This window comes from Azospirillum sp. UFLA03-27 (assembly GCF_059803775.1).
The window spans coordinates 1-24,618 of the sequence record NZ_JAUQTX010000034.1 but is presented as its reverse complement, the minus strand read 5'-3'; the positions used below and the strand labels follow the sequence as shown (position 1 = coordinate 24,618).

24 protein-coding genes, 1 tRNA gene and 1 pseudogene are annotated in these 24,618 nt (G+C 67.2%); 13 read left to right on the top strand and 13 right to left on the bottom strand.

Annotated features, from left to right (window positions below):
* Nucleotides 1-413 precede the first annotated feature (413 nt).
* Nucleotides 414-977, top strand: a complete 564-nt coding sequence (locus Q4I23_RS07790) for a DJ-1/PfpI family protein (RefSeq protein ID WP_094301285.1) — start codon at nucleotides 414-416, stop codon at nucleotides 975-977.
* A gap of 167 nt (nucleotides 978-1,144) precedes the next feature.
* Here Q4I23_RS07790 and Q4I23_RS07785 read toward each other — a convergent pair whose 3' ends face one another.
* A complete protein-coding gene (locus Q4I23_RS07785) occupies nucleotides 1,145-3,139 on the bottom strand; it encodes a PAS domain-containing sensor histidine kinase (RefSeq protein ID WP_498525806.1) in 1,995 nt (664 codons plus the stop codon).
* Nucleotides 3,140-3,379: 240 nt separating this feature from the next.
* Between Q4I23_RS07785 and Q4I23_RS07780 the strand changes: the two genes are divergently transcribed.
* The 5 genes from Q4I23_RS07780 to Q4I23_RS07760 all read left to right on the top strand — a co-directional run bounded on the left by Q4I23_RS07780 (nucleotide 3,380) and on the right by Q4I23_RS07760 (nucleotide 7,709).
* The gene (locus Q4I23_RS07780) at nucleotides 3,380-4,072 is read left to right on the top strand and encodes a sulfite oxidase-like oxidoreductase (RefSeq protein ID WP_498525805.1); all 693 of its coding nucleotides are present in this window, start codon (nucleotides 3,380-3,382) and stop codon (nucleotides 4,070-4,072) included.
* A 225-nt stretch (nucleotides 4,073-4,297) separates the two neighbouring features.
* A complete protein-coding gene (locus Q4I23_RS07775; RefSeq protein ID WP_498525804.1) occupies nucleotides 4,298-6,019 on the top strand; it encodes a 2-oxoacid:acceptor oxidoreductase subunit alpha in 1,722 nt (573 codons plus the stop codon).
* 20 nt (nucleotides 6,020-6,039) lie between these two features.
* Nucleotides 6,040-6,882: a 2-oxoacid:ferredoxin oxidoreductase subunit beta gene (locus tag Q4I23_RS07770; RefSeq protein ID WP_498525803.1), complete on the top strand. Its 843-nt coding sequence runs from the start codon at nucleotides 6,040-6,042 to the stop codon at nucleotides 6,880-6,882.
* Nucleotides 6,879-7,412: a ferritin-like domain-containing protein gene (locus Q4I23_RS07765; protein ID WP_103040092.1), complete on the top strand. Its 534-nt coding sequence runs from the start codon at nucleotides 6,879-6,881 to the stop codon at nucleotides 7,410-7,412. The genes Q4I23_RS07770 and Q4I23_RS07765 overlap by 4 nt, the downstream gene beginning before the upstream one ends.
* Before the next feature lie 99 nt (nucleotides 7,413-7,511).
* Nucleotides 7,512-7,709, top strand: a complete 198-nt coding sequence (locus Q4I23_RS07760; RefSeq protein WP_454020356.1) for a DUF1289 domain-containing protein — start codon at nucleotides 7,512-7,514, stop codon at nucleotides 7,707-7,709.
* Between the two features lie 24 nt (nucleotides 7,710-7,733).
* On the opposite strand, the gene Q4I23_RS07755 is transcribed toward Q4I23_RS07760, so the two are convergent.
* Complete coding sequence (locus Q4I23_RS07755; RefSeq protein ID WP_149165499.1) at nucleotides 7,734-8,201, bottom strand: PA2169 family four-helix-bundle protein; 468 nt, start codon at nucleotides 8,199-8,201, stop codon at nucleotides 7,734-7,736.
* A 191-nt stretch (nucleotides 8,202-8,392) separates the two neighbouring features.
* Here Q4I23_RS07755 and Q4I23_RS07750 point away from each other — a divergent pair, with 191 nt between their 5' ends.
* Nucleotides 8,393-8,908 carry a YciE/YciF ferroxidase family protein gene (locus Q4I23_RS07750; protein ID WP_149165498.1) on the top strand — a complete coding sequence of 172 codons (516 nt, stop codon included), beginning with the start codon at nucleotides 8,393-8,395 and terminating at the stop codon, nucleotides 8,906-8,908.
* Between the two features lie 60 nt (nucleotides 8,909-8,968).
* Here Q4I23_RS07750 and Q4I23_RS07745 read toward each other — a convergent pair whose 3' ends face one another.
* Nucleotides 8,969-9,520 carry a YgjV family protein gene (locus Q4I23_RS07745; protein ID WP_498525802.1) on the bottom strand — a complete coding sequence of 184 codons (552 nt, stop codon included), beginning with the start codon at nucleotides 9,518-9,520 and terminating at the stop codon, nucleotides 8,969-8,971.
* A gap of 691 nt (nucleotides 9,521-10,211) precedes the next feature.
* On the opposite strand from Q4I23_RS07745, the gene Q4I23_RS07740 reads away from it, so the two are divergent.
* Nucleotides 10,212-10,358 (top strand): hypothetical protein, encoded by a 147-nt coding sequence (locus Q4I23_RS07740; RefSeq protein WP_498525801.1) that lies wholly within the window; start codon nucleotides 10,212-10,214, stop codon nucleotides 10,356-10,358.
* A 77-nt stretch (nucleotides 10,359-10,435) separates the two neighbouring features.
* On the opposite strand, the gene Q4I23_RS07735 is transcribed toward Q4I23_RS07740, so the two are convergent.
* Nucleotides 10,436-10,512 (bottom strand) — tRNA-Arg (locus tag Q4I23_RS07735).
* A 170-nt stretch (nucleotides 10,513-10,682) separates the two neighbouring features.
* Here Q4I23_RS07735 and gpt point away from each other — a divergent pair.
* Nucleotides 10,683-11,183, top strand: a complete 501-nt coding sequence (gene gpt, locus Q4I23_RS07730) for a xanthine phosphoribosyltransferase (protein WP_035670736.1) — start codon at nucleotides 10,683-10,685, stop codon at nucleotides 11,181-11,183.
* A 166-nt stretch (nucleotides 11,184-11,349) separates the two neighbouring features.
* Here gpt and Q4I23_RS07725 read toward each other — a convergent pair whose 3' ends face one another.
* From Q4I23_RS07725 to Q4I23_RS07710, 4 genes are all read right to left on the bottom strand, one after another.
* Nucleotides 11,350-12,183 carry an ABC transporter permease gene (locus Q4I23_RS07725; protein WP_498525800.1) on the bottom strand — a complete coding sequence of 278 codons (834 nt, stop codon included), beginning with the start codon at nucleotides 12,181-12,183 and terminating at the stop codon, nucleotides 11,350-11,352.
* Nucleotides 12,184-12,191: 8 nt separating this feature from the next.
* Nucleotides 12,192-13,139 (bottom strand): ABC transporter permease, encoded by a 948-nt coding sequence (locus Q4I23_RS07720; protein ID WP_498525799.1) that lies wholly within the window; start codon nucleotides 13,137-13,139, stop codon nucleotides 12,192-12,194.
* A gap of 40 nt (nucleotides 13,140-13,179) precedes the next feature.
* The gene (locus tag Q4I23_RS07715; RefSeq protein ID WP_498525798.1) at nucleotides 13,180-14,691 is read right to left on the bottom strand and encodes an ABC transporter substrate-binding protein; all 1,512 of its coding nucleotides are present in this window, start codon (nucleotides 14,689-14,691) and stop codon (nucleotides 13,180-13,182) included.
* A gap of 100 nt (nucleotides 14,692-14,791) precedes the next feature.
* Nucleotides 14,792-15,538, bottom strand: coding sequence for a creatininase family protein (locus Q4I23_RS07710; protein ID WP_498525797.1), 747 nt, complete (start codon nucleotides 15,536-15,538; stop codon nucleotides 14,792-14,794).
* A 168-nt stretch (nucleotides 15,539-15,706) separates the two neighbouring features.
* On the opposite strand from Q4I23_RS07710, the pseudogene Q4I23_RS07705 reads away from it, so the two are divergent.
* Nucleotides 15,707-16,861: pseudogene (locus tag Q4I23_RS07705) on the top strand (YifB family Mg chelatase-like AAA ATPase); the annotation flags it as partial.
* 247 nt (nucleotides 16,862-17,108) lie between these two features.
* Here the strand turns inward: Q4I23_RS07705 and Q4I23_RS07700 are convergent.
* A complete protein-coding gene (locus Q4I23_RS07700) occupies nucleotides 17,109-17,462 on the bottom strand; it encodes a helix-turn-helix domain-containing protein (protein WP_498525796.1) in 354 nt (117 codons plus the stop codon).
* A gap of 122 nt (nucleotides 17,463-17,584) precedes the next feature.
* On the opposite strand from Q4I23_RS07700, the gene Q4I23_RS07695 reads away from it, so the two are divergent.
* Entirely contained in the window at nucleotides 17,585-17,872 is a 288-nt protein-coding gene (locus tag Q4I23_RS07695) for a hypothetical protein (RefSeq protein WP_498525795.1), read from the top strand.
* A gap of 94 nt (nucleotides 17,873-17,966) precedes the next feature.
* Nucleotides 17,967-18,386, top strand: coding sequence for a hypothetical protein (locus Q4I23_RS07690; RefSeq protein WP_498525794.1), 420 nt, complete (start codon nucleotides 17,967-17,969; stop codon nucleotides 18,384-18,386).
* Between the two features lie 497 nt (nucleotides 18,387-18,883).
* On the opposite strand, the gene Q4I23_RS07685 is transcribed toward Q4I23_RS07690, so the two are convergent.
* Together Q4I23_RS07685 and Q4I23_RS07680 are read right to left on the bottom strand one after the other, a co-directional pair.
* A complete protein-coding gene (locus Q4I23_RS07685; protein ID WP_498525793.1) occupies nucleotides 18,884-19,720 on the bottom strand; it encodes a P63C domain-containing protein in 837 nt (278 codons plus the stop codon).
* Nucleotides 19,721-19,988: 268 nt separating this feature from the next.
* Nucleotides 19,989-20,429: a hypothetical protein gene (locus tag Q4I23_RS07680; RefSeq protein WP_498525813.1), complete on the bottom strand. Its 441-nt coding sequence runs from the start codon at nucleotides 20,427-20,429 to the stop codon at nucleotides 19,989-19,991.
* Between Q4I23_RS07680 and Q4I23_RS07675 the strand changes: the two genes are divergently transcribed.
* Nucleotides 20,319-20,720: a transposase gene (locus Q4I23_RS07675; RefSeq protein WP_498525812.1), complete on the top strand. Its 402-nt coding sequence runs from the start codon at nucleotides 20,319-20,321 to the stop codon at nucleotides 20,718-20,720. The two genes, Q4I23_RS07680 and Q4I23_RS07675, sit on opposite strands and share 111 nt — an antisense overlap.
* A gap of 222 nt (nucleotides 20,721-20,942) precedes the next feature.
* On the opposite strand, the gene Q4I23_RS07670 is transcribed toward Q4I23_RS07675, so the two are convergent.
* Nucleotides 20,943-22,502: a hypothetical protein gene (locus Q4I23_RS07670; protein WP_498525792.1), complete on the bottom strand. Its 1,560-nt coding sequence runs from the start codon at nucleotides 22,500-22,502 to the stop codon at nucleotides 20,943-20,945.
* A gap of 10 nt (nucleotides 22,503-22,512) precedes the next feature.
* Entirely contained in the window at nucleotides 22,513-23,913 is a 1,401-nt protein-coding gene (locus Q4I23_RS07665; RefSeq protein ID WP_498525791.1) for a magnetosome protein MamC family protein, read from the bottom strand.
* Nucleotides 23,914-24,618: the final 705 nt, after the last annotated feature.

The following is a 24,618-nucleotide window of genomic DNA, read 5'->3' as shown; positions in this document are numbered from 1 at the left end:
TTCTTTTTGCGCCAACCCGCTTTTCTTACGACCATTCGTTGTCACAGCCGCGCCATGACGGCATGGCTGACCTGCGCCATCCCAACCGACACCACCGGGAAATCGTGATTAAGTCTTGAGCGCGACCGCGAAATTGCCGCGTCGGCAGCCCTGCCCGACGGTGGGGAAGCTGCGTTGCAGTGCGGAATAAGCCATTGACTTGGGACCTCGTTGCCGCCACTTGTGTTCCATGCTCACCACAAACCGATCAGGGGCGTGACCGCCCCCCCGCCGGACCTCACCTGACGAGGGCCGGCTGCGGGTTCCATCGCCGCGCAAGACCTTGCGCGGCGTGCGCCGTTTCTTTTCCCCGACGGCGCATTCCTCGGCGGTGGCCCGCACACACTGGTTGAACGATGAAAGGACAAGACAGTATGGATCAACCCCTCGCAGGAAAGAGCATTGCCATTCTCGTCGCCAACGGCTTTGAGGAACTGGAGATGACGGAGCCGCAACGGGCTCTCCTCAAGACCGGCGCTACTCTTCGTACGATTTCTCCCGAGCAGGGACTGGTGAACGGCTGGCACGGTAAGTCCTGGGGCCATTACTTCCCGGTGGACAAGCAGGTCGGCGAGGTTTTGGGTGCCGACTATGACATGCTGCTGCTGCCGGGTGGCGAGCGCAGCGTCACCAAGCTCCAGCAGAGCGCCCACACCCGCCGCATCGTCGGCCACTTCCTGGACGCCGGCAAGCCGATCGCCGCGATCGACCAGGGCATCCAGCTCCTGGCCATCCCGGGCAAGCTGAAGGGCCGCACTCTGGCTGCCCCCGAGGCCGTCCGCGCCGAGCTGGAAGCCGCCGGCGGCAAGATCAGCGACGAGGCCCTGGTGGTGGACAACGTGACCATCACGGCGCTGGGTCATGACGAACTGGCCGCTTTCGTCGAGCAGGTCGTCAAGGTCTTCTCCGAGGCTGCCGCCGTCCGCAAGGCCGCCTAAGGCCAAGCCAGCCTAAGGCCAAGCCAGCGCGCCTCGACAGGCCGCCCGTCTTTCCTGCGGGTTTCGTCTTGTGAGTCCACGGCCGCCGCGCCTCCAGCGCGCGCGGCCGTTGCGCGTTTCGTTGCGCGTTTCAAGGCACGCGTTTCAGCGCGTGTCGTTTCCAGTCTTCAGGGCCGTCGCATGCCCCCACCGACCCGGCAGGGCGGGAAGGTCAGGCGCACGGTCGTTCCGGCCCCGAGCCGGCTGTCGATGTGGAAGGTGCCGCCGTGCAGCGCGATCAACGCGCGGGTCAGCGGCAGCCCCAGGCCGGAGCCGCGCTCCGCCGCCCGGTCGCGGCCCGGATTGTGGCCATGCACCTGCCCGAAGGCGTCCAACGCCACTGGAATTTGTTCGGGGCGCATGCCGATGCCGTTGTCGGCGACGGTCAGCGCGATGCCGCCATCCTCCGTCAGCTCCGCACCCACCCGCACGCGCCCGTCCTTGGCGGGGGCGAACTTGATGGCGTTGCCGATCAGGTTGGTCAGCATCTGCCGGATCTGCGAGGCGTCGCCGTGCAGGCTCGGCAGATCGTCGGGAATTTCCATGCACAGCGCAACTGCCGCCTCGCACGCCCGCGGCTGCATCATGCCGAAGGTCAGGTCGACCAGCAGGGACAGGTTGCAGGCCTCCTCGTGCAGGTCCATCCGCCCCGCCTCGATCCGCGCGAGGTCGAGCAGGTTGTTGATGAGGTCCAGCATATAGACGCCGGCCGCCGCGATCTGCCCGGCATATTCGCGGTAGCGCGGGTTGTTCGGCCCCATCATCTCGTCATGGATGATCTGGGCGAAGCCGAGCACGGCGTTCAGCGGCGTGCGCAGCTCGTGGCTCAAATGGTGGACATAGTCGGACTTGCGCTGGTTGGCCTGTTCGGCCTCGTCGCGGGCGGCGCTCAACTCAGCCTCGCGGGCTTTCAGATCGGTGATGTCGGCGCGGATGCCGACGGTTCCGCCCTCGTGGGTCCGCCACTCCTCGATGCGGATCCAGCGCCCGTCGTGAAGCTGCACCTCCATCGGAGCGCCGGCGCTTCGGTGCTGCTCGATGCGCCGTTCGATCCAGCTATCCAGATCGCCGTCCGGCACCTGATAGACGCCCCGTTCCACCCCGCCGCGCAGCACCTCCTCGAACCGGGCACCCGGCGTTATGAGGTCGGTGTTGGCGGAAAACAATTCCCGATAACGCCCGTTGCACAGGACCAGCCGGTCCTGGGCGTCGTACAGAACGAAGCCCTCGGTGATGCATTCGATGGCGTCGGACAGCAGATGATGGGCGCGCCGGGCCGCGCTTTCCGCCAGCACCCGCTCCGTGACGTTGCGGATGCTGCACATCACGCGGTCGCTGTCGGGCAGGGCGACCAGCCGCGCCTCGAAGAATTTGGTGCCCGCCATCTGTCCGGCTCCCGTCTGGCCAGCCCCGGTCTGGCCAGGAGGCGGCGGCAGGGAGAAGTCCAGGCCGATGACCGTCTGCCCTTCGTTCAGCCGGCCGAGCGCCGCGGCCAGCATCCCGGCGGCGGGATCGGGCAGCACCTCCTGCACGCGGTGCGCCAGGAAGCGCTCGGCGGGGACGTTCAGGTCGCCTGGGCTGGCGGCGGCGAAGTCGAGGATGGTGCCGTCGCGCAGCAGTTCGAAGCGGATGTCGGGATAGGCGTAGGACAGCGCGATGAGCTGCTCGTTCAGCCGCATCATCTCCTGCCGGGCGCCGCTGTCGGCGGGGGCTTCAGCCAGGATCAGCCCGCTCGGGCGCGGCGCCGGAACCAGCCGGAGGTCCACCTCCAGCGGCAGGGTCAGGGGAGCGTGGACGGTCGCCCGCGCGTCCACCGCCCGCCCCGCGGCGGCCTGCTCCAACGCGGCGGGGAACCGGCTGGACAGGCTGACCCGGACGGCGGCGGCGGGCGCGTCGCGCTCCAGGCCGATCAGCGCGCGGGCGGCGCCGTTCAGCCACACGGTCAACCCATCGGGGCGGAGCAGCCACAGCGGCGTGGCGAGCGCGTCCAGCCATTGCAATCCCGCTGCTTCTTCCGGGGCCATGTCCAGCTCGTCCTCCTCCAGCCGGGCCCGTCCCAGCCCGGAGGGCGCCGCATCGGTTTGCGGGGCGACGGGCAGGGCGGTGGTCATGGGCGGCAACATGGCAGGTAATGCATAGCGGACATGCTACCAGAGCAAGGCAGGGTGTGAACAGGGGCAGGGCAACCGTCCGAACCGTCTATTTCCGGCCCAACCGTGGAAAATGGGACGGAAGGGTAGCGGATCAGCCTTTCGCACCGCAAGAAACCGTGGGATCGGCGCTGACACCAGCCCCCATCCATGCATAAATCCGTACCGGTCACCAGAGACATCGCTGCCGATCCACCCCTTCGGAGGACCGCCATGGCCGACGAGCTTCCTCAAGATGATCCGCAGGACGTGCCACAGGACGGCCGGATCCGCGACAAGCTGATCGCCACCAAGGAGCAATGGGCGCGGGAGGGCCGGGGCCTGACCGGGGAGACCGCCGACCCGGCGCGCGACCGCCTGCCGCCGGGCCAGCGCCTGGTGGAGACCTGGCCGGTGCTCGATCTCGGCATCGTTCCGCGGGTGAGCGAGGCGAACTGGACCCTGGCGGTGGACGGGCTGGTCGACACCCCCGTCACCTGGAGTTGGGCGGACCTGCAGGCCCAGCCGCGGGAGCGCGTCGTCTCCGACATCCACTGCGTCACCACATGGTCGCGCTACGACAACCAGTGGGAGGGCGTGTCCACGCGGCATCTGCTGTCGGTCGTCCAGCCACGGCCGGAGGCGCGCTTCGTCCTCTGCCACTCCTCGGACGGCTACACCACAAACCTGCCGTTGGAGGCCTTCGCGGCGGAGGACGCGCTGCTCGCCACCAGTTGGGAGGGCCAGCCGATCAGCCGCGACCATGGCGGACCCGTCCGAGTCGTCGTGCCGAAGCTCTATTTCTGGAAAAGCGCCAAGTGGGTGAAGCGAATCGAGTTCCTGGCGGAGGATCGCCGCGGCTATTGGGAGGTCCGCGGTTATCACAATGACGCCGACCCCTGGCGGGAAGAACGCTACAGCGAGTAGCGTGCGACGGCGCCCGCCATTCCGGACCAGAAACAATCCCGGCAACAGTCGGTGCCAAGGGATGGCCGTTAACGGGCAAGATTTGGTCAGACCTTTCCAAGACGTGACTTCGCAAAATCGTGACGTCTTTCGTCTGATTTGCGCCAGATCATTCCCCTGTTCCGCAATGCTGACGTAGCCGTACAGGCGTCGGGCGACTCACATTCGGACGCAAGGGATTAACCAATGACAGTGGACTCGGTCACGATTGCCCTGGTGGGCAGCGGTGGCGCCGGCGCGATGACCGCCGGACAGATGCTGCTGGATGCCGCCGCCAACGTGGGATGGTACGGATTGATGTCGCGGTCGACCGGCCCGCAGATCCGTGGCGGCGAGGCCGCCGCCCTCGTTCGCCTGTCGCCGACACCCGTTCACGGTCCAGGGGACCGTTTCGACATCATCATCGCCTTCGACTGGCAGAATGTGGAGCGCTTCGCGGCCGAGCTTCCCCTGTCGGAGAAGAGCGTCATCATCACCGACCCCAGCCAGGGCGACGTGCCCGCGGTCCTGGCCGCCAGCGGCGCCAAACAGGTCGAACTGCCGATCAAGGAACTGGCCGGGCGCATCCCCGGCGGGCGCGTCAACATGGTGGGGCTGGGCGCCGTCGCGGCGATCGTCGGCCTGCCGCGCGCCGGCATCGACGCGGTGATCCAGAAGGCGCTGGGCAAGAAGGGCGACGCCGCCATCCAGGCGTCCAACGCCGGCATCGACGCCGGGTCCAAGGAGGCCGCCGGCTGGAACCTCGGCCTGGAACTGGCCACCCCCAACAAGGAGGGCGCCACCCGCTGGAACATCTCCGGCAACGAGGCCGCCGGGCTGGGCGCGCTGAAGGGCGGGGTGAAGTTCTGCGCCGCCTACCCGATCACGCCGGCGACCGAGATCCTGGAATGGCTGGCCCCCAACCTCGCCAAGACCGGCGGCAAGCTGGTCCAGGCGGAGGATGAGCTGGCCTCCATCGCCATGTGCCTGGGCGCCTCCTTCAGCGGCGTGCCGTCGATCACCGCGACCGCCGGCCCCGGCCTGTCGCTGATGACCGAATGCATCGGCCTGGGCGTGGCCTCCGAAACTCCGGTGGTGATCGTCGACGTGCAGCGCGGCGGCCCGTCCACCGGCATCCCGACCAAGTCCGAGCAGTCCGACCTGAACATCGCCGTCTACGGGCTGCACGGCGACGCCCCGCATCTGGTGGTCGGCCCGACCTCCATCGGCGACTGCCTGTTCACCACCCAGTGGGCGGTGCATCTGGCCGAGGCCCTGCAGACCCCGGCCATCGTGCTGTCCGATCAGGCGATGGGCCAGTCCCGCGCCATCGTCGACAAGCCGGCCGACGCCCCCCACAAGGCGAACCGCCTGCTGGCGACCGACCTCGGCGGCGAGGCGAAGTACAAGCGCTACGCCGACACCGAGTCCGGCGTCTCCCCCGCCGCCATCCCCGGCATGCCGGGCGGCGAGCACACCGCCGACGGGCTGGAGCATGCGGAGAACGCCCTGCCCTCCTCGCAGGCGTCCGATCACCAGAAGCAGCTCGACAAGCGTCTGCGCAAGCTGACCTCCCACGACTACGGCGACGCCTGGGCCGACATCGAGGGCGAGGGCGAGATCGCCGTCGTCACCTGGGGCTCCGCCACCGGCCCGTCGCGCGAGGCGGTGCGCCGGTTGGAGGCCGCCGGCACCAAGGCCCGGCTGGTCGCCATCCGCCTGATCTCCCCGGTCCAGCCGGCCAAGCTGGCCGCGGCGCTGGACGGCGTCTCCAAGGTCCTGGTCGTCGAGCAGACGCACGGCGCCCAGTTCCACAAGTTCCTGCGCGGGCATTACGACCTGCCGGGCACGGTGTCGGTGTTCAGCCGCCCCGGCCCGCTGCCGATCCGCGCCCGCGAGGTGCACGAGACGCTTCTTTCCCTGATCTGACCGGCCGGAGCACGAAATCCATGGATACCCATCTGACCGACGATGTCGTGGGCCCGCTGCCCGGCGACTACAAGTCCGACGTGAAGCCCATCTGGTGCCCCGGCTGCGGCGATTATTCCGTGCTGGCCGGCATCACCCGCGCCATGGCGACCATGGGGCTGGAGCGCCACGACACCGTCGTGGTGTCGGGCATCGGCTGCTCGTCGCGCATCCCCGCCTACACCAGCGTCTACGGCTACCACACGGTGCATGGCCGCTCACTGGCCGTGGCGTCCGGCGTGAAGCTGGCCCGGCCGGAGTTGAACGTGCTGATCTTCGGCGGCGACGGCGACGGCTTCTCGATCGGCGGCAACCACTTCCTGCACGCCTGCCGCCGCAACGTCGACATGACCTACATCGTCATGGACAACCAGGTCTACGGCATGACCAAGGGCCAAGCCTCACCGACCACCGAGGCCGACTGGTGCGAGTCGAAGCTGACCCCGGAAGGGCCGGGCGTCAATCCGATCCAGCCGGTCGCCCTGGCGCTGGCCTGCGGCGCGAACTTCGTCGCCCGCGGCTTCTCCAACAACCCGAACGAGGTCGCGCGCCTGATCGTGGAAGGCGTGAAGCACCCCGGCTTCTCGGTCATCCACATCCTGTCCCCCTGCGTCACCTTCCGCCCCGAGCAGCGCGGCTGGAAGAGCACGGTCCATCCCTACGGCCGCGAGCCGACGGACGACCCGAGCGAGGCGATGCGCGCCGTCCTCGAGGACGACGGGTTCGGCCTCGGCATCTTCCTCGCCGGCAACCGCCGTCCGTTCCAGCCGGGATCGACGGTCACCCACAGCATCGCCCAGATCGAAGAGGGGTTCGCGGTATGAAGACGAAAGTCCTGAACGGGGCCGCCAACGTCGGTCTGTTCCTGGCCCACGCGCTGGCGCTGGAGATCGAGGCGGCGGAGCGCTACACCGAACTGGCCGACAGCATGGAGGCCCACAACAATGTGGAGGTCGCCAAGCTGTTCCGTGATCTGTCCACCTACTCGGCCAAGCATGCCGAAGAGGTGAAGCAGATCGCCAGGGAGCACGGCGCGCTGCCCAAGGTCGCCCCCTGGGAGTTCCAGTGGGACGCCACCACGGAGTCGCCGGAAGCCGCGGCCTTCGAGAACGCCCATTATCTGATGAAGCCGCACCACGCGCTGAAGATGGCGCTGCTGAGCGAGCATCAGGGCAACAACTATTACGCCTCGGTCGCCGCCGAGACGAAGGACCCGGAGGTCGCCCGCCTCGCCCGCGAGTTCGCGGAGGAGGAGGCCGGCCACGTCGCCCTGGTCCGCAAGTGGCTGGAGCGCTACCCGGCCCCGAAGGACGACTGGTCGGACGATCCCGACCCGCCCAACATCTCCGACTGAAACGATCGGGCAAAAGGCCTTTAGGATTGAGACCGGACGCTACCGGGTGGTAAGGACGGGACGGCCCAGCGCCGTCCCGTTTCCTTTTTGGCCCCCGGAATGACCGACGGAACTCCCGATACCACCATCGTCCAGTCCCCCTGCGTCAGCGTGTGCAAGCTGACCGCCGACCGCGCCTATTGCATCGGCTGCCTGCGCACGCTGGAGGAAATCCGCGGCTGGAAGCACATGGACGCCGACCAGAAACGCGCCCTGCTGGCCGATCTGGAGAACCGGCAGGCCGCCGCCGCGGAGTGACCATCCCTCGATCGGTGTCTTTCGTCAGGCCGCGGCGCCGCGCAGCAGGGTCATGCGGTCGCGGTCGGCGCGGATGCGGTCGAGATGCTGCACCGCCACGGCAGTGATCGGCAGGGGCAGTTCCTTGGCCAAGGCCTCCTCGTAGGCACGGACGCATTCGCCCTCGCCGCGCTGCACCTCGGCCAGGATCGCCTCGCGGTCGTGGCCCAGCACATTGGTCTTGAGTTCCAAAAAGAAGCGGTGCGCGCCGCCCATCACGGTGCCGCCCATGTCCGGCGCCCCGCCCTGTTCGGCGACGAGGCGCTGCACCTCCCGCACGATGGCGCCGCGCTGGGCGGCAAGATCGTTGAACAGGGCCTTCAAATCCTCGTCCTCCAAGGCTTCCGCGGCCTGACGATAGGCTTCGTGGCTGTCCTCGACGATGCGGATCAGATCGTTGAGGGTATCGACGATCTGGTCTTTTCCCATCATGGCCGGTTCATTTGCCGACATGGCCGCTCCCTCCCCTGGCAGTCTGCCCATCCGCTTTGAAAAACCTCCCGCCCCGGTGAAGGTTCCTTGATGCATCCGAAGGGTGCTCCGCTTGGTCAGGCCGCGTCGTCCGATGGTGACGAACCGCTGCTCCGCCTGTTGTCGGTCCATCCCCAATGGACTGTCCGATAACGCAACGAGGGAGAGGACCTGTGGCCAACACCACCAAGGAAACCCTGATCGACTGGCTGCGCGACGCCCATGCCATGGAAAGCCAGGCCGTCGAGATGCTGGAGCGGCAGGCGGAGCGCATCAAGAACTATCCGGACGTCCTCGCCAAGGTGCAGGAGCACATCGAGGTGTCGAACCGGCAGGCCGACCGGCTGAAGCAGTGCCTGCAGCGTCTGGGCACCGACACCTCGGCCATCAAGACCGGCGTCGCCATGCTGATTGGCAACGCCCAGTCGCTGTCCGGTGTGGTGGCGTCCGACGAGATCGTGAAGGCGTCGATCTTCGACTATTCCTTCGAGCATTTCGAGATCGCCAATTACCGCGCCCTGATCTCCGCCGCGGAGCAGGCCGGGGAGCCGGAGATCGCCCGCATGCTGCAGCCCAGCCTGGACGAGGAGTTGGAGATGGCGGCGTGGCTGGAACAGCGCCTGCCGCAGCTTACCAAGACCTATCTGGAGCGCCGGGAAACCGCCGGCGTCGCCGAAGCGAAGCGCTGATCCCAACATCTCGCTTACGAGACCGTGCCGGGGCACCGTCCCCGGCACGGTTTCCGTTCGTCAATGCACCGCCAGCGCCGATTGCCGGCGCACCGCCGGGCGGGCACGCCACAGGCTGAGCAGATGGCCGGACAGGGTCATCGCGTCCGACGCCAGCCCGAAAGCCGAACCGGCCAGCGCGTTGTGGCCGGCCCCGACCACCGTCGAGGACAGGAAGAACAGCCGCATCCGCCCGACCGTGCTCTGCCAGCGACCGATGGTGCCCAGAACGAAGCCCGCCGCCGACAGGGCGGACATTGGTCCCTGCCACGTCGCCGCCGCGACAGCCAGTGCCGCCGGGACGGTCAGTGCGAACAGCACGCCCAGCCAGCGGGGCCGCCGTTCCGGATAGGCGGCGGCCATCTGCACGAGGCCGAGCGCGCACATCAGCATCCCCGTATGGGCACCCAGAGCGAAGAAGTGGACGACGAACAACGCGCCGGCCCCGGCCTGCGCGGTCAGGATCGCCCGCCGGTCCTGCAGCAGCGTGGACAGCACGCCCAACGCCAGACCGGCAAGCCCGCTCACCGCGACCAGCGACAGGGACGGCAGGTAGTGCAACAGGAAAACCATGGATAACGCCTTCACCCTTCGGAAAATGCTGCGCCGCAGCAAAAGGCCGCGGCGAAGGGGGCGGACGCTAGGCGCGGATGGTTAACCGGCTGTGAATCGGGGTGTGATCAAGAGTGGGCGTCCCGTCCCGCCGCACTGACTCGGGATAAAGGCAAAAAGCGTTTAATGCCAACGATCTCGCAACCCATGGCCTGACCATGGGCATACCCCTGTGGTCGGGGGCACCCCATGGGCATTTCACCTTTGCGACGTTTCCCCGGAACGGCCGGACCGTCATTCTTCGCACCGCAAGATGACACGCCCAACAACACACGCTCTCGACGCCGTGCCTTCCCGAAACGCCGTGCCTGAGACGCCTCTGGAATAAGACGCTCTGGATGAGATGCCCTATGACCCAGCTGACGAAACGGGACGCCGCACGTCTTCCCGCACCACCCACCTGTTGCCATTGCGGGAAACCTTTGCGGGCCGGGGAACCGCATTGGGCCGGCGATAGCGAGAACCGCCCCTGGCATTATGGCTGCGCCGAGCGGGTCGGCCTGACCATGTCCTGGACGCGGGTCCGCCATCGCCGCGCGATCGTCGCGGGAGCATGACCGCGCCGCGCTGTTACCTCCCTGACCGAGATTGATCGGCAGGACTTCAAAAAGGGGGAAGCATGAAGGGGACACCACAAAGCATCTGGCTGTCCATGGCCAACCGGTCGGCCAGTCAGGCGATCGGTTTCTGGAGCGGTGTGTTCAACGCCGCCGCCCGGCGCAACCAGACCGCCCTGTTCAACACCATGACCAAGCCACCCAAGGCGAAGCGCACGACACCGAGAAAGAAAAGCCGCTAAGGCAAACATCGGCGAGATGGACGCCAGAAAGCACAAAAGCCGCCCAAGGGCGGCTTTCTTGTGCAGACTGAAAGGAATGGCGCGCCCGAAGAGATTCGAACTCCTGACCCCCAGATTCGTAGTCTGGTGCTCTATCCAGCTGAGCTACGGGCGCATTCCTGTTTGTCTTCCCGGCGGCGGCGGTGACCGTCCGTCGTCGAGGCGCGCAACTTACTCAAAAGGATTCCGGGCTGCAAGACCTTTTTTCGCCTTTTCACGCGGTCGATTGCCCGGCGGTGGGGCTTGCGGTATAAGCGGCGCACGTTTCTTTCGGAGTCCATAGCCGTGCCAGAAGCCGTTCCGTTCAACAAGCACTTCCCGGTGTCGTGGGAGGAGCTTCACCGCAACGCCAAGGCGTTGGCCTGGCGCCTGATCGACAAAGGTCCGTGGAAGGGCATCATCGCCATCACCCGTGGCGGTCTCGTCCCGGCGGCGATCATCGCGCGCGAGCTTGAGCTGCGCATGATCGACACCGTCTGCGTCTCCAGCTACGACCACCAGAACCAGCGCGAGGCGATGGTTCTGAAGGGCGTGGAGGGCGCCAACGCCGGGGACGGCGAAGGCTGGCTGATCATCGACGATCTGGTCGACACCGGGAAGACCGCGGTGGTCGTGCGCAAGATGCTGCCCAAGGCGCATTTCGCCACCGTCTACGCCAAGCCGCTGGGGCGTCCGCTGGTCGACACCTTCATCACCGAGGTGAGCCAGGACACCTGGATCCACTTCCCCTGGGACATCGAGCTGCAATTCTCCCAGCCGATCGCCAAGCAGCACCGCGGCGCGTGAAAATTGCCCTCTCCCCTCTGGGGAGAGGGTGGCCCGGAGGGCCGGGTGAGGGGGTTGCGCTTGTGCCGAACGTACCGCCACGCGCATCCCCCTCACCCTAACCCTCTCCCCAGAGGGGAGAGGGGATTGTGACACTTGACACAAGCCCGGCCGTCTTGTGTCAAGTTTACAGCAACCCCGCCGAGCGGTGGCGCGGGTCGAACGCGTCGCGCAGGCCGTCGCCCAGCAGGTTCAGCCCCAGCACCGTCACCGCGATGGCCGCCCCCGGAAAGATCGCCTGGAGGGGGGAGGTGAACAGGAAGGTCTGCGCGTCGCCCAGCATCTTGCCCCAGGACGGCGAGGGCGGCTGGATGCCAAGGCCGAGATAGCTCAGCGCCGCCTCGTTCAGCACCGCCACGGCGAACAGCACCGTCCCCTGGACGATCACCACCCCGGCGATGTTGGGCAGCACATGCACCAGCGTCACCGACAGCGGCCCGCGCCCCAGCGCCAGCGCCGCCCGCACGAAGTCCCGCCGCCAGACGGCCAGCGCCGCCCCGCGCGCCACCCGCGCGAGGACCGCGGCGTTGAACAGGCCGAGCGCCAGCACGACGTTCAGCGCCCCCGCCCCCAGCGCCGCCGTCAGCAGGATCGCCGTCAGCACCGCGGGAAAGGCGAACAGCAGGTCGCCCAGCCGGGCCACCGCCTCGTCCCCCCAGCGCCCCCAGGCGGAGGCGGCCAGCCCCAGCGGCACGCCCAGCAGGGCGCCCAGCGCCACCGCGGCCGCCCCGACGGCCAGCGAGTTGCGCGCGCCGACCAGGATCATCGACAGCACGTCGCGCCCGAAATGATCGGTGCCCAGCCAGTGGACCGGCCCCGGCGGGCGCAGCCGGGCGACCACCCGCACCTGCTCCGCCGGGAAGGGCGTCCAGACCAGCGACAGCAGCGCCGCCCCCACCACCAGCGCGGTGAGCAGCCCGCCCAGCAGCAGACTGACCGGCAGGCGTTTCAGCCGTTTCATAAATCGTGTCATGCCGTCACCCGCGGGCGCGGGTCAATGGCGGCGCAGGCGATGTCGACCAGCGCGTTGACCGCCACCACCGTCACCGCCAGCAGCACGACGACGCTCTGCACCACGATCAGGTCGTGCTGGCCGATGGCCTGATAGAGCAGCCGGCCCAGCCCCGGCAGGGTGAAGACGTTCTCCACCACCACCGCTCCCGCGACCAGAAAGGAGAATTGCAGGCCGAGGATGGTGGCGACGGGGATCAGCGCGTTGGGCAGCACATGGCGCCGCAGGACCACGCGGCGCGGCAGGCCCTTGGCGACCGCCGTGCGCACATACTCCTCGCGCAGCGTGTCGAGCGCCGCCGTGCGGGTGATGCGCGCCAGGATCGCCGCCTCCGGAAGGGCCAGCGCCACGGCGGGCAGCAGCAGCGCCTTCAGCGCCGGCCCCGCCCCGGCCTCCCACCCCGGAAAGCCGCCGGCCGAGAACCAGCCCAGCCGCACGGAGAACAGCAGGATCAACAGGATGGCGAACCAGAAGCCGGGCACCGCAATGCCCATCTGGCCGAAGGCCATGACCGCCCAGTCCCCCGCCCGCCCCTGCCGCCCGGCGGCGAACAGGCCGAGCGGGATGGCGATGCCCGCTGAAAGGACCAGTGCCAGCCCGGCCAGCGGCAGGGTGATGGCCAGCCGGTCGGCGACCAGCCCGGCGACCGGGCGCGCGTAGGTCAGGCTGGTGCCGAAATCGCCGTGCAGCATGCCGCCCACCCAGCCGGCGTAGCGGGCGGGCCAGGGCCGGTCGAGCCCCATCTGGGCGCGCAGGGCGGCCACCGCCTCCGGCTGCGCGCTGGTGCCCAGCATCACCAGGGCGGGGTCGCCGGGGATCGCCTCCAGCACGGCGAAGACCACCAGCGTGGCCAGCCACGCCGTCAGCGCCAGGGTGAGAAGACGGCGCACCAGGAAGGCGAGCACGCGGGTCAGCCCCCGTCGGGTCCGGTCCGGCCGCGCCGGATCACTTCCACCGGACGCCCGTCACGTCGTTGGCCTGGATCGGGCGGTTGACCCACATGCCATGCACCGCCGACTTCTGCACGGTGGCCGAGGGGAGCATGAAGAGGAAGCCGTTCACCGCGTCCTCGGCCAGGATGCGCTGCTGCTCGCCGTAGAGGGCGTTGCGCTTGGCGCTGTCCTGGGTGCGGTCCAACTCCGCTCCCACGGCGTTGAAACGCTCGCTGCGGTAGTTGAAGTAGTAGTCGGGGCGCCCGTAGATGTCGATGTCCAGCGGCTCCGTGTGGGCGATCAGGGTCAGGTCGTAATCCTTGCCCTTGAAGACCTTCTCCAGCCAGGGCGCCCATTCCATCGGCTCGACCGTCACACGGATGCCGACCTCGGCCAGCATGGCGGCGATCAGTTCGCCGGAGCGGCGGGCGTAGATCGGCGGCGGCAGGCGCAACGTCGTCGCGAACCCATCCGGAAGGCCGGCCTCGGCGAGCAGCGCCTTAGCCTTGTCCGGATCGTAGGGGTAGAGGCCGGTCAGGTCGACGTAGCCGGCGCGGTGCGGCGGGAAATGGCTGCCGATGGCCGCGCCGTTGCCGAACAGCACGCCGTCGATCAACGTCTTGCGGTCGATGGCGTGGGCCATCGCCCGGCGCACCCGCACATCGTCGAAGGGCTTGCGGGCGTTGTTGGTGCCGAGGATCGTCTCCCCCTCCGTCGTGCCGACCATGACGGTGAAGGCCCCGTCGTCGCGGAACTGGGGCAGCGCCTCGTAGGTGTCGAATTGCGGGAAGCTGTCGATGTCGCCGGCCTTCAGCGCGGCGACCTGGGCCGCCGGATCGCTGATGAAGCGGAAGGTCACACGCTCCAGCGCCGGCTTCGCCCCGTCATAGTCGGGGTTGCGCACCAGCACCACCCGGTCGCCGGCCACCCAGCGCTCGAACTTGAAGGGACCGGTGCCGACCGGGGTCTGCTTGTTGGCGCCCGCCGACTCCGGGGCGACGATGGCCGCGTCGCCCGACGCCATGTGGAAGAGGAACAGCCCGTCCGGCCGCGACAGGGTGACGACCACGGTCCCCGCATCGGGCGCCTCGACAGCGGCGATGGCGGCGAAATAGCCCTTCTGCGCGTTGACCGACTCGGCGCCGCGGGCGCGGTCGAGCGAAAACTTCACGTCCGCCGAATCGGCGTCGGTGCCGTCGTGGAACTTCGCCCCCTTGCGCAGGTGGAAGGTGTAGGTCAGCCCGTCCGCCGACACCTCCCACTTCTCGGCGAGGCCCGGCACCACCTTGCCTTCGGCGTCGATGCGGGTCAGCGGCTCGTACAGGTTGGCGTAGGTCACCTCGTCGATGGCCGCGGCCGCCCCCGCCGTGGGGTCGAGGTGCGGCGGCTCCAGCCGCATCCCGACCACCAGATCCGTGCGGGGGGCCGCCTGCGCGAGGACCGGACCGGCGGCCAGCGCGCCGGCCAGCCCGAGGACCGCTCCCATGGTGATGGCGAGCGCGGTGCGCCTCTGGCGGTTCGGCATGACGGCTGTTTCCCCCAATCGTTGTCTCGGCGCGGGATGATGCGGTGAAGCCCCGCCCGAGTTCAAGACCACAGGCAGGCTTTTCCGCGGGCTTTTCCGCTCAGGCCTCCGACAGGAAGGCGCCGTACTGGCGGGAAATCGCCTCGACCGCCGTCTCGAACAGGCGCTTGCCGTGCTCCGGCGTGGCGAGGCCGGGGGCGGAGCCGATGCGCCCGTCCGGGTGGCGGCGCCGGAAGTCGCGGGCGTCGTAGAAGCCGCCGGGCGACGCGGTCTCCGGGTCCATCGCCGCCGTCTTGATCGACTCGGGATAGGCGTACTGGGTCAGCGACACCTCGCTGGGTGTGGCGTGGGAGCCCTCCTTGCCGCCGAACAGCTCCCGCGACAGGCGCCCGATCTCCTGGTTCTCCCACCAGTTGACCAGGGTGCAGCGCAGCTCCGGCGCCTGCCGGCCGCGCAAGGCGCGGTTCTCCGCGTAGATCTCGTAGAAGGCGGCGCGGACCGACGCGACGTTGCCGCCGTGGCCGTTGATGAAGAAGAAGCGCTCGAACCCATGCTCGGCCAGCGACATCACATAGTCGCGCAGCAGGGCGATCAGGGTGGAGGGCTTCAGCGTCATCGAGCCGGCGAAGTCCATGTGGTGCACGGCCATGCCGACCGGGATGGTCGGTCCGACCATGGCCCCGGTGGCGTCGCCGACGCCGCGGGCCACCACCTCGGCGCAGATGGCGTCGGTGCCGATCAGGCCGTTGGGCCCATGCTGCTCGGTGGAGCCGATGGGCAGGATGATGCCCTTGGAGGTTTTCAGGTAGGCCTCGGCCTCGGCCCAGGTGCTGAGAAGAAGCTGCACGGTCTCTGACCCTTGCTGTGTGTTGTGTTCTGGGAAGAAGTGTAGGGCAGCACCGCCCGCCGCCCAAGGCCGCTTGCCCGCAGAACGGACCTGCGCCGCCCGCCGCGCTGGCAATTCCCTTCGGCGAACCATACACTCGCGTGCATTTTCCAAGGCATGGCGTCTGGCATGGTTGCGCGGATCAACACGGTGGCGTTCCGGGGCATCGAGGTTCTGGACATCGACGTTCAGGTGCAGATGTCCGGCGGCATCGTCGCCTTCACCGTGGTCGGCCTGCCCGACAAGGCGGTCGGCGAGAGCCGGGAGCGGGTGCGGGCGGCGCTGCACGCGCTCGGCCTCGCCCTGCCGGCCAAGCGGATCACCGTCAACCTCGCCCCGGCGGACGTGCTGAAGGAGGGCAGCCATTTCGACCTGCCCATCGCGCTGGCCCTGCTGACCGTCATGGGCGTGCTGCCCGACCTGGAGATGAGCCGCTATTGCGCGCTGGGCGAGCTGGCGCTGGACGGAGCGCTGACTCCGGTGGCCGGGGTGCTGCCCGCCGCCATCAACGCGCTGGCCCACGACCGCGGGCTGATCTGCCCGGAGGCCTGCGGCGGCGAGGCCGCCTGGGCGGGAGAGGGGCTGGACGTTCTGGCGCCAGCGACGCTGCTCGCCCTCATCAACCACTTTCGCGGCCAGCAGGTGCTGACCCGCCCCCGCCCGCGCATCCAGGACAGCGCGGAGGCGCCGCTCGACCTGCGCGACGTGAAGGGCAACGAGACGGCCAAGCGCGCGCTGGAGGTCGCCGCCGCCGGCTCGCACAATTTGCTGATGATCGGGCCGCCCGGCTCCGGCAAGTCGATGCTGGCCGCAAGGCTGCCCGGCCTGCTGCCGCCGCTCGACCCGGCGGAGGCGCTGGAGGTGTCGATGATCCACAGCGTTGCCGGGCTGCTGGAGGGCGGTAAACTGCTGCGCCAGCGCCCCTACCGGTCGCCGCACCAGTCGGCCAGCCTGCCCGCCCTGGTCGGCGGCGGGTCGCGCGCCAAGCCGGGGGAAATCTCGCTGGCCCACAAGGGCGTGCTGTTCCTGGACGAGCTTCCCGAATTCCCGCGCGGCACGCTGGAGGCGCTGCGCCAGCCGCTGGAGACCGGAAAGGCCGTGGTCAGCCGGGTAAACCACCATGTGACCTACCCGGCGCGGGTGCAGTTGATCGCGGCGATGAATCCCTGCCGCTGCGGCCATCTCGACGACGCGTCGCTGGCCTGCGCCCGCGCGCCGAAATGCGCCGCGGAATACCAGTCCAAAATAAGCGGGCCGCTGTTCGACCGCATCGACCTGCACATTGTGAAATCCAGCCAAAAATTGGACTCGTCAGCGAAAATCCGGACCCGTGCGGCTAAATTGTGGACTCGATCACGGCCAGAATGCGCCCTTTAGGCACAGTGTCGAGCTGCAGGGGCTGGAGCCGTCGGTGCCCTGAGGCAAAAGCGTTCCCCGGTCCTTGGCAGAGCTTCCGTGCGGTGTGAGGCCCGACGTGGTCGTCGCGGTTTCGGGCCGCGGCGTCGTGTCAACGGGACGTCAAAGCGGAGCCTCACGGCCGCAGCAGCCGCCCCTGCGCCAACGCCTCCACCTGCCGCACCGCGATCTCCAGGTCGGTGTCGGCGAGTCCGTCGGCGAGGGCGAGCAGCCGGGCGCGCAGCTCCGCACGCCGGGACGACACCGCTACCGCGCCCACCTCCTCGAACAGGCTGCCGAGCGGCAAGTCGAGCACACGGCCCAGCTGCTCCAGCGTGTCCAGCCCGGGGAAGGCTCTGCCGCGCTCAAGGTTCGATACCGTCTCGACGGTGCGACCGATGGCCTCAGCGACCTGCTCCTGGGTCAGGTTGAGGGCCAGGCGGCGGGCACGCAGCCGCACGCCGAGAAGTTTCTTCAGGTCTTGCGCCATAACCCGAAATGTCCTTTCGGGCACGACGCTTGACCATAGGGTCTATTTTCGGTTTATGTGCGAAACCCGAAAGTGAACGTCGGGGCAGCGGCTCCCGCGGCGTCGCTTGCGGGCGGGCCCGCTTGCCCGTACAGGAGGCTCGGATGGGCAAGATGGTGGCGGAGCAGTTTCAGGCGGCCTGGGAGCAGACGCTGGCGTGGCTGAAGGGCAGCGGCCGGTCGGCCTGGGACGGCTATGAGGTCGGGCGGCTGTTGCAGCGGGCCGGGGTCACATACAATGGGCGCCTGATTGCCCAGACGGGCGGCACCGGCGAACGCGAGTGGCGGGAGGCTCAGAGGGCGTGGGCCGCCAAACTGGCGGAGTTCGGCGCCCCCGAGAGCCTGCTCGCAACCGTCCGTGCGGTCGCGTGAGGGGCTGCGGCCGAGCTCGCAGCCTTCGGCCTTGGGGCGGTGCGCTCCGTGGGAAGCGCCACCGTTCGACCACTGTTTTGAGGGGAGAGCGCGAATGAGCCGAACGCCCATACCCCCGGTCATCCACCGGTTGGCAACGGTCAAGCCCTCGCCCGCCGAGCACGACCGCTGGCTCCCGCACGCCCGGCGGCATGGCTTGTCCCTGCCGGAGTACCTGCGGTTGATCGGGACGCGCACTGCCGCGCCGGTGACCGTCCCAGCCATGCCGGCGAGCCGGTTCGTCGTCAGGCTGCCCGGCCGCCAACTGCGCCGTCGCCTCCGGCGCGTGCTGGATTTGGCCCAGGTGCAACGCCGCCCCGTTCTTCTCCGCGGCTCGCCCAGCCCTGGCATCGGTCGGCGCATCCGGGGCCACCGGCTCGCCGCCTTCCAGCCGCGATTCCGCGACCAGTACGCACTTCTGCCGATCCCGCCGCGGCCGCGTCACTGCCGTCCGCTGCGTCCGTCGGCGCCGTAAGGGCCACCACGCGGACCGAGAGTTCTGGCGGGTTCTGTGACATTCAGCCCCAAATGGATTCGTCGCGTATAAGCTGGACCGGAGCGGCAAAGGCCTGGACTCGTTCGGGGCTGTGCAAGGCACTCCGGAGACGGCGTTCGACAGCGGACACGGACGGTCCGGCAAAGCCACTGGCCGATTGCGAGGCCTGGTGGCCGGTTTGGTCGCGCCGAGATCGGCCATCACCACCACATCAGCGGCGCCTATCTCGCCCGCTACGCCCGTAAGGCCGGGTTCCGCGAGGACTACTGCCGGGACAGCAACGGCGAGCAGTTCCGCCGGGTGGTGACGCTGGTCACGAAGAACGGCCCATCGGTGGACTTCTGCGGCTACTGGCAGCGGAACGGGGCGGCTGCCCTGGCGGCCTAACCGGTACAGATTTCGTTGACGGGCACAAAAAGCAGAAGGCCCGCCGGAGTCGGCGGGCCTCGGTTTGCCGGACTGTCGCGCCGTCCAGATCAGGCGGCTTCCTCCGGAAAGAGAAAGCCGAGCTGCGCATGTGGTACCCTGAAGAAGCGGGCGAACTGATCCGCGAAGTGCCCGATGGAAGCCGAGCTCGATAGCAACCGCTCAACAGTGTCAATGTGCTGCCGAAGGCGATCAAGGTGCCTTTCCTTGATGAACTGATGATGGCGGTGCGCCCGCTCGCCAGCATCGTTTGCCGGATTGACGTTCTGAAGGGCCTTTAGGCCAAGCTCACCGAGCAGGTAGCTGTAAATGAACTCGTTGATGAAGTGAGCGCAGTTCGAGTGGTTGTTTCCGGCCGGTCGTTGCCAGCCACCAACCTTGTGCAGCGCAACCCAAAAGCTTTCCGGGTACTCCGGCTGCCAAGTGCGTGGGGCTGGAAGCAAGACGTCTCGGAGAATCGCACCATACAGATCGGCACGGAAAAAGCGGCGCTTGAACTCGACAAACGCTTTGGCGATTTCCTTGAAAATCCTATCGGCATCAGGCGTGCCGGCCTTCCCAATTAGGAAGATAGCTTGCGCTTCTGTTAGGAAATACACCTTTCCGGGTCGGCCGCCGGTGACGGGGTCCGGGTTTACGTTAGAAGCTCGCAGAACATTGATTTCGTTTAGTAATTTCTTGTATCGGCGGAGCAGGGCACGAAAGCTGTTGATGTCGGCGTAACCGAGGCGCGCGGCTAACTCTTCGTCGCGAATCCGTGGCTCGTTGTCGTTCGCGAAGGTTTCGATGCGGACCTCACTGAGCGCCTTTGCTCGCGCGTTTGGGCCTCGAACTTCTTTGGAGCGGCGTGAGTGATCGGGTGTGTTCGGGTCAGCATGGGGAAACATGGCAGTCCTCATATGCAGTTTCGCGGATGCGAACCACCTTGACGCCAGCCTTCCTCCCGTTGCAGACTGTTGTTAGCACTTGACGGGCGCATGGCAGTTCGCTATAGCCCCCATCGTTTAAAGGCCGGGACCCCCATCCTGGCCTTTTTGCTTGTGGAGCCTAAGGAGCGGAATTGTGACTCCTTCAAACTTTCGAGTCAATGCATCCGCAATTTAATTCCAATTCGTGAGTACGCGAACAGAACGCAAGTGGACCGAACAGGGGTAATCAGGAGTCGGCTGTTCGCCACACCCCAGCACCACTCCCCTCCACCACGCCCCGCCGGGCGAACCGCCGCAACGCCCTATCCGCCGCGGTGGTGACTACAGGAACCGCCCAGCTCGGCACGTCCCGCCCCACAGCGCGGACGAGCTGCCCCGCGCTCGCGTTGCCGCCGGCTTTCCGGAGCGCGTCCAATAGCAGCCGGCCCAACTCCGGCCCTTTGACCCAACGGTCGATGCGGGCGCGCCTGGGCAGCCCGCCCACGGGGCGGGGAAGGCCGGGCAACCAGGCCTGTTGTTCGGCTTGGCCGATGATCTGGTGAAGCGCGCCCTCAATGTGGCGGAGATCGGCACGCAGCTTGGCCCGGTGACGGTTCAGCGCGGCCAGTTCGCCCAGCAACTCCGCGTGCCGGCACTCCAGCGCCCCTATCGCTGCGTCGTGATCCATGATTGCCCCTTGGTTCCAGGAGCAGGATACCCGCCAGGGCCGGTCAATGCGGGCGGGAAGCGGTGGCGGGTGCTACATAATTCCGGGCTGATGCAGGGCTTGCGTGACCTCGCGCCGGAAGGGTCGTTCTGGCGCGAGGCGCAGTTCGACACGCTGCGCCTCGGCCTCATCAAGGTGGCGGCGCGCGTCACCGAGATGGTGACGCGCATCAAGGTGTCTCTGCCGACCAGCTTCCCCTACCAGGAAAGCCTCGCGATGCTGGCCGCCCGCACCGTCAAGCTGCCGCCGTGATCGCAGGGGCGACGTGCCCCCGAACGAACCTGTCCCCGCAACCCTCCAGCCCCGTCATGCCGCGCCATTGGCGCCACCCATTGACGCGCCTTCCGGCAGCCTTTCCAAAACGCTGATGAATGATCCGGGCTAGCTCCGGTTGTCAAAAGCTCGTAGCACCAGCGGGCGTTCCCCTGGGGCGAGCTATTAGGACCAAGGTCCGCGTTGCCAGGGGCACGACGGTCAACCTGCCTCCAGCCGCGCGACGAGATCAACAATCATCCTCGCAACGTACTTGGCGGAAAGCTTGCACCCTTGCGGCAAGAAGTAGTTGCCCTGGCCGACACAGACTTTGTCGTTTTTCGCGGCTATGGAATGTTTGCTGGAAATCAACTCCCCCCACCCCATAAACCTTCTGTTCGTCGGAGAATCGGAGTTGACCCAGTATATTCCGTTATCGCAAATCGCCATTCCCTCTTCGCATCCACCAAAGAACGTTGTGTCAATCAAGCCGAGAACCTTGACGCGGCGATCAATGTGAAAGCTTTTCCGTGCCACCCTCTCCTTCTGGGCAGGAATTTTGGCACCAACGTAAAAGTCACCTTCCTGATATTCCAAAAGGCATGTGGTGATGAGCTGCCGGTACCGCTGCGATTGTGAGGCATGATCCCGATCCCTGTATGGCAGCACGTCGATTTGATTGTTGTGTTGCAGCGTCGGCTGGACCGCCTCCTCGCCATCAGCCGCGGGCGCGCCGTGCTCCGCTGTCACCTGCGCCTTGGGGCTGGCGTTGCCGGCAGCTTCCCCGGCCAGGCTCAGCCGTCGCGCCAGGCTCCAACAGCCCAGCAGTTCCACCGCGAGGTGCTGTAGGGGGACCGACGACGAAGTGTTGACTCCGTGCTCCGTCACGAAATCGTGCAGGATCATCTTCATGGCGTCGGCATGGCTAACCTCCAGCCGTTTTTGCAGTGCCCGGATGACGCGCGAGCTGACGGTGTAGTTGTTCTTCACTTGGTAGAGCGCGCCAAAGGCCGGAGCCGCAATGGCATCGAGCACGAAGCCGTTGTCGATGCGCTGCTCGCGGTCGATCTCGGTCAGCGCGGCGAAGGTATCGAAGCCATGTCCCTCAATTTCGTCGATCAGTCCATTGACGAGATCGTTCAGCGTCCACGCCTGTTTGGGGTTCAGTCCGACGTCGCGAAGCGCCTTCTGAAGGTACTTCAGCTCGTCGGCGTTCCAGGAGTCACCTTTAAGCGTGTGGAAATCACCGACAACCCGAAGCAGCCGCAAGCAGGGGGCGTATTTTTCGTCGTACTCCCGGGTTTCGATGGTCAGCAGCCAGCGGTGAATGTTGCTGGCGACCTCGATCTGGTCCACCCGGCTCTCCAACGCGACAAAGCGGTCGTAGACCCGTTCGGCAAGTCGGGTGATCTCGCTACGCGTCTCGTTTTGCTGGACGGACAGTGCTAGCAGATTGTTCTTCACCGTGATGACCGAATGGGCCATCAGCAGGTCGCGCTCCTGCAGCAGATTGATGTAGCGCCAGGCGTGCTTCTGCATCTCGATGAGGTCATGCGCGTTGGCCCGCTCCACCTCTCCGCTCTTGCCGCACAGCGTGGACCAACAGCGGCGGAAGAATCCTTGGGAGGCGTAGTCGCTCAGCCGATCCTCCACGCAAGCCAGCAGCCGGGAGGCGTCGAGCGCCATTTGCTCGCAGTGGGTCTGCCGTTCCTGCGCCCAAGCCAGCTTGGGCTCCAGAACCTCGTCGATGCGCTGCAGTTCGGTGGCTGCAAAGTCGAACATGTCGTCTTCCTCAGATGCGGTCGATGGCTGCGGCCATCGCAGCGCCCTTGGCGGCTCCGTCGTCCAAGGACGACCGGACCGCGATGTCGAGTTCTGCATCCATGGTCAGGAACGCGGTGAAATGGACCTGTCCGTGGAAAATTCCCTGCGAGACGTCTTCCAGAAGCAGCGCCGAATCGCGCAAATCCCTGGTGTTGCTAACCAACTCCCGGTAGGGAGTCTCGATCCCGACCTCAATGGCGAAGCTCATCGCTGCGCTGGCGACGAGTGCCCCGGCGAGAGCGCCAAAGATCGGTGCCAACGCGACGGACGTGCCAAGCGCCGGCATCGCTGCCATCCCCAGCGTGCTTCCCATTCCGCCGGCCGACGTGGTGAGCAGCCCCTTGCCCTGTCGTTCCTCGAACTCGGCCGCGGTGATGTCACCCTTCGCGAGAAGGACAAGGTCCTTGGCCGCGTCGACCGCGCAAACGACGCCGGCCGATATGGCGTTGGTGCGCAGCATGGTCCCCAGGCTCTGTCGGGCGAGCGTTGTAACGACGGCCTGACCGCTCAGGCGGGTGATGATGCTGTGCGTTCCGGTAACCAAGCCCGCCTTGATCGCGCTGTCGGCCGCGGCGGCCCCCGTCTCCGCGACGATCTTGATGGTGGCCTCCTGCGGCGAAAGCTTGCCCTTGCGGACTTGGTCCAGGTAGCGGACGGTGTTGAGCGTGCCGGCGACCACCGCCGCCATAGCCGCCGCCCCCGCCGCAGCGCGGCCCATCTGCTGGATGGTCGAGTCGGTCTTGTACGCGGAGCGGATCGCGTCGAGCTTGGACGTGTCGTTGTCGCCAAGCGCGTTCGCTTCGGCTTTCGTCAGGTCCTTGGACGAAACCCCGTCGTGTTCCAGCCGGCCCGACGTCTTGTCCGCGGTCTGGCGGTAGGCTTCCGCCTTCGCCTGATGCCCGCGGGTTACGAGTTGGTCGGCGTCGGCCGGGCTGGCCGCTGCGGCCTTGCCCTCGTGCTTGGCCGCCTGTTCACGTGCATGCTTCGCGACCGCCTCCACCTGATCGGCCGGCGACAACGCGACATCGGCTCCCTCGTACTTCGGTTTCAAGGTGGCGGTGTCGAGGGCGGCGTGCTTGTTCGCCGTGGTGGCGGCATCCCCCATGTATTTGGACTGCACCCGGACTTCGATCTGGCCGTCGCGCGCGATGACGATGTCGGAAACCCGATCGTTGTTCCCGATCAGATGGTTGTCCATGCCGGTTTCGGCGCGGAGCGCCTTTCCCTTCAGGATGCTATCCATGTTGAAGGTCGTCGCGTGGTATTCCTCCGCGACGAAGCCGCCGCGATGCGCCGCCGTCGTCTGGTGACTTAGGAACTGCTCGATGTTCGCGTTGGAGCGGCCGATCTCCTCGATCAGCGCGGCCATCTGTTCTTTCGCCTGGTGTGGAAAGACGGGGTTAAGCGGGGCCGCATTGCGGATCGCCCGCTCATACTTCTCTTCTATGGACGCTTCTCTCGGCATTGCGCTCTCCCGATCGGAGCCTAGGCCACTGCCCTTCACTTTGTATTAGCTTAATCGGGAATCAAAGCGCCACAGGGTTGTACCGTCTACACAGACGCCATCGGAAACAATCACGGCCCAACCGGCCAGGGCGTCCCGATCGAGCAACGGCGCCGGGCCAAACGGTCTGCAGCCTTCGTTCCAGAAGGGTGTCGCGCCACGCAAGGACGGCGCCGATGGGTCGCTGCGATTCGCCGACCACGCCGATCATCATCTTGCGCCCGGCCTCGGTGCGCTTGGCGGCACTGATCTCGCCTTCGGGACAGCCCTCGCCCGAGCCCAGCGCCCGCGGGTGCCGAGCGACGGGGAAAGCCGCCCTGCCGAGGCTTGCGCTGGTCCATCGATCGCGGAAACAAGCCGCGGCGCCCCAGAATGGTTCGCGCTTCCGGGGTAGAATGCTAGCGAGCGACCCTTTCTTTTCCGTATCCGCCGTGTCGGGCCACATCGCCGCCCCGGGGGCGCCGCGCCCCGGCTCCGGCCGGCGCGGCGGATTGCGTGCGTTAAGGGTGGTTAGCGCACACAATCGCCCTGGACCTGTCTCTTATACACATCTCCGAGCCCACGAGACTA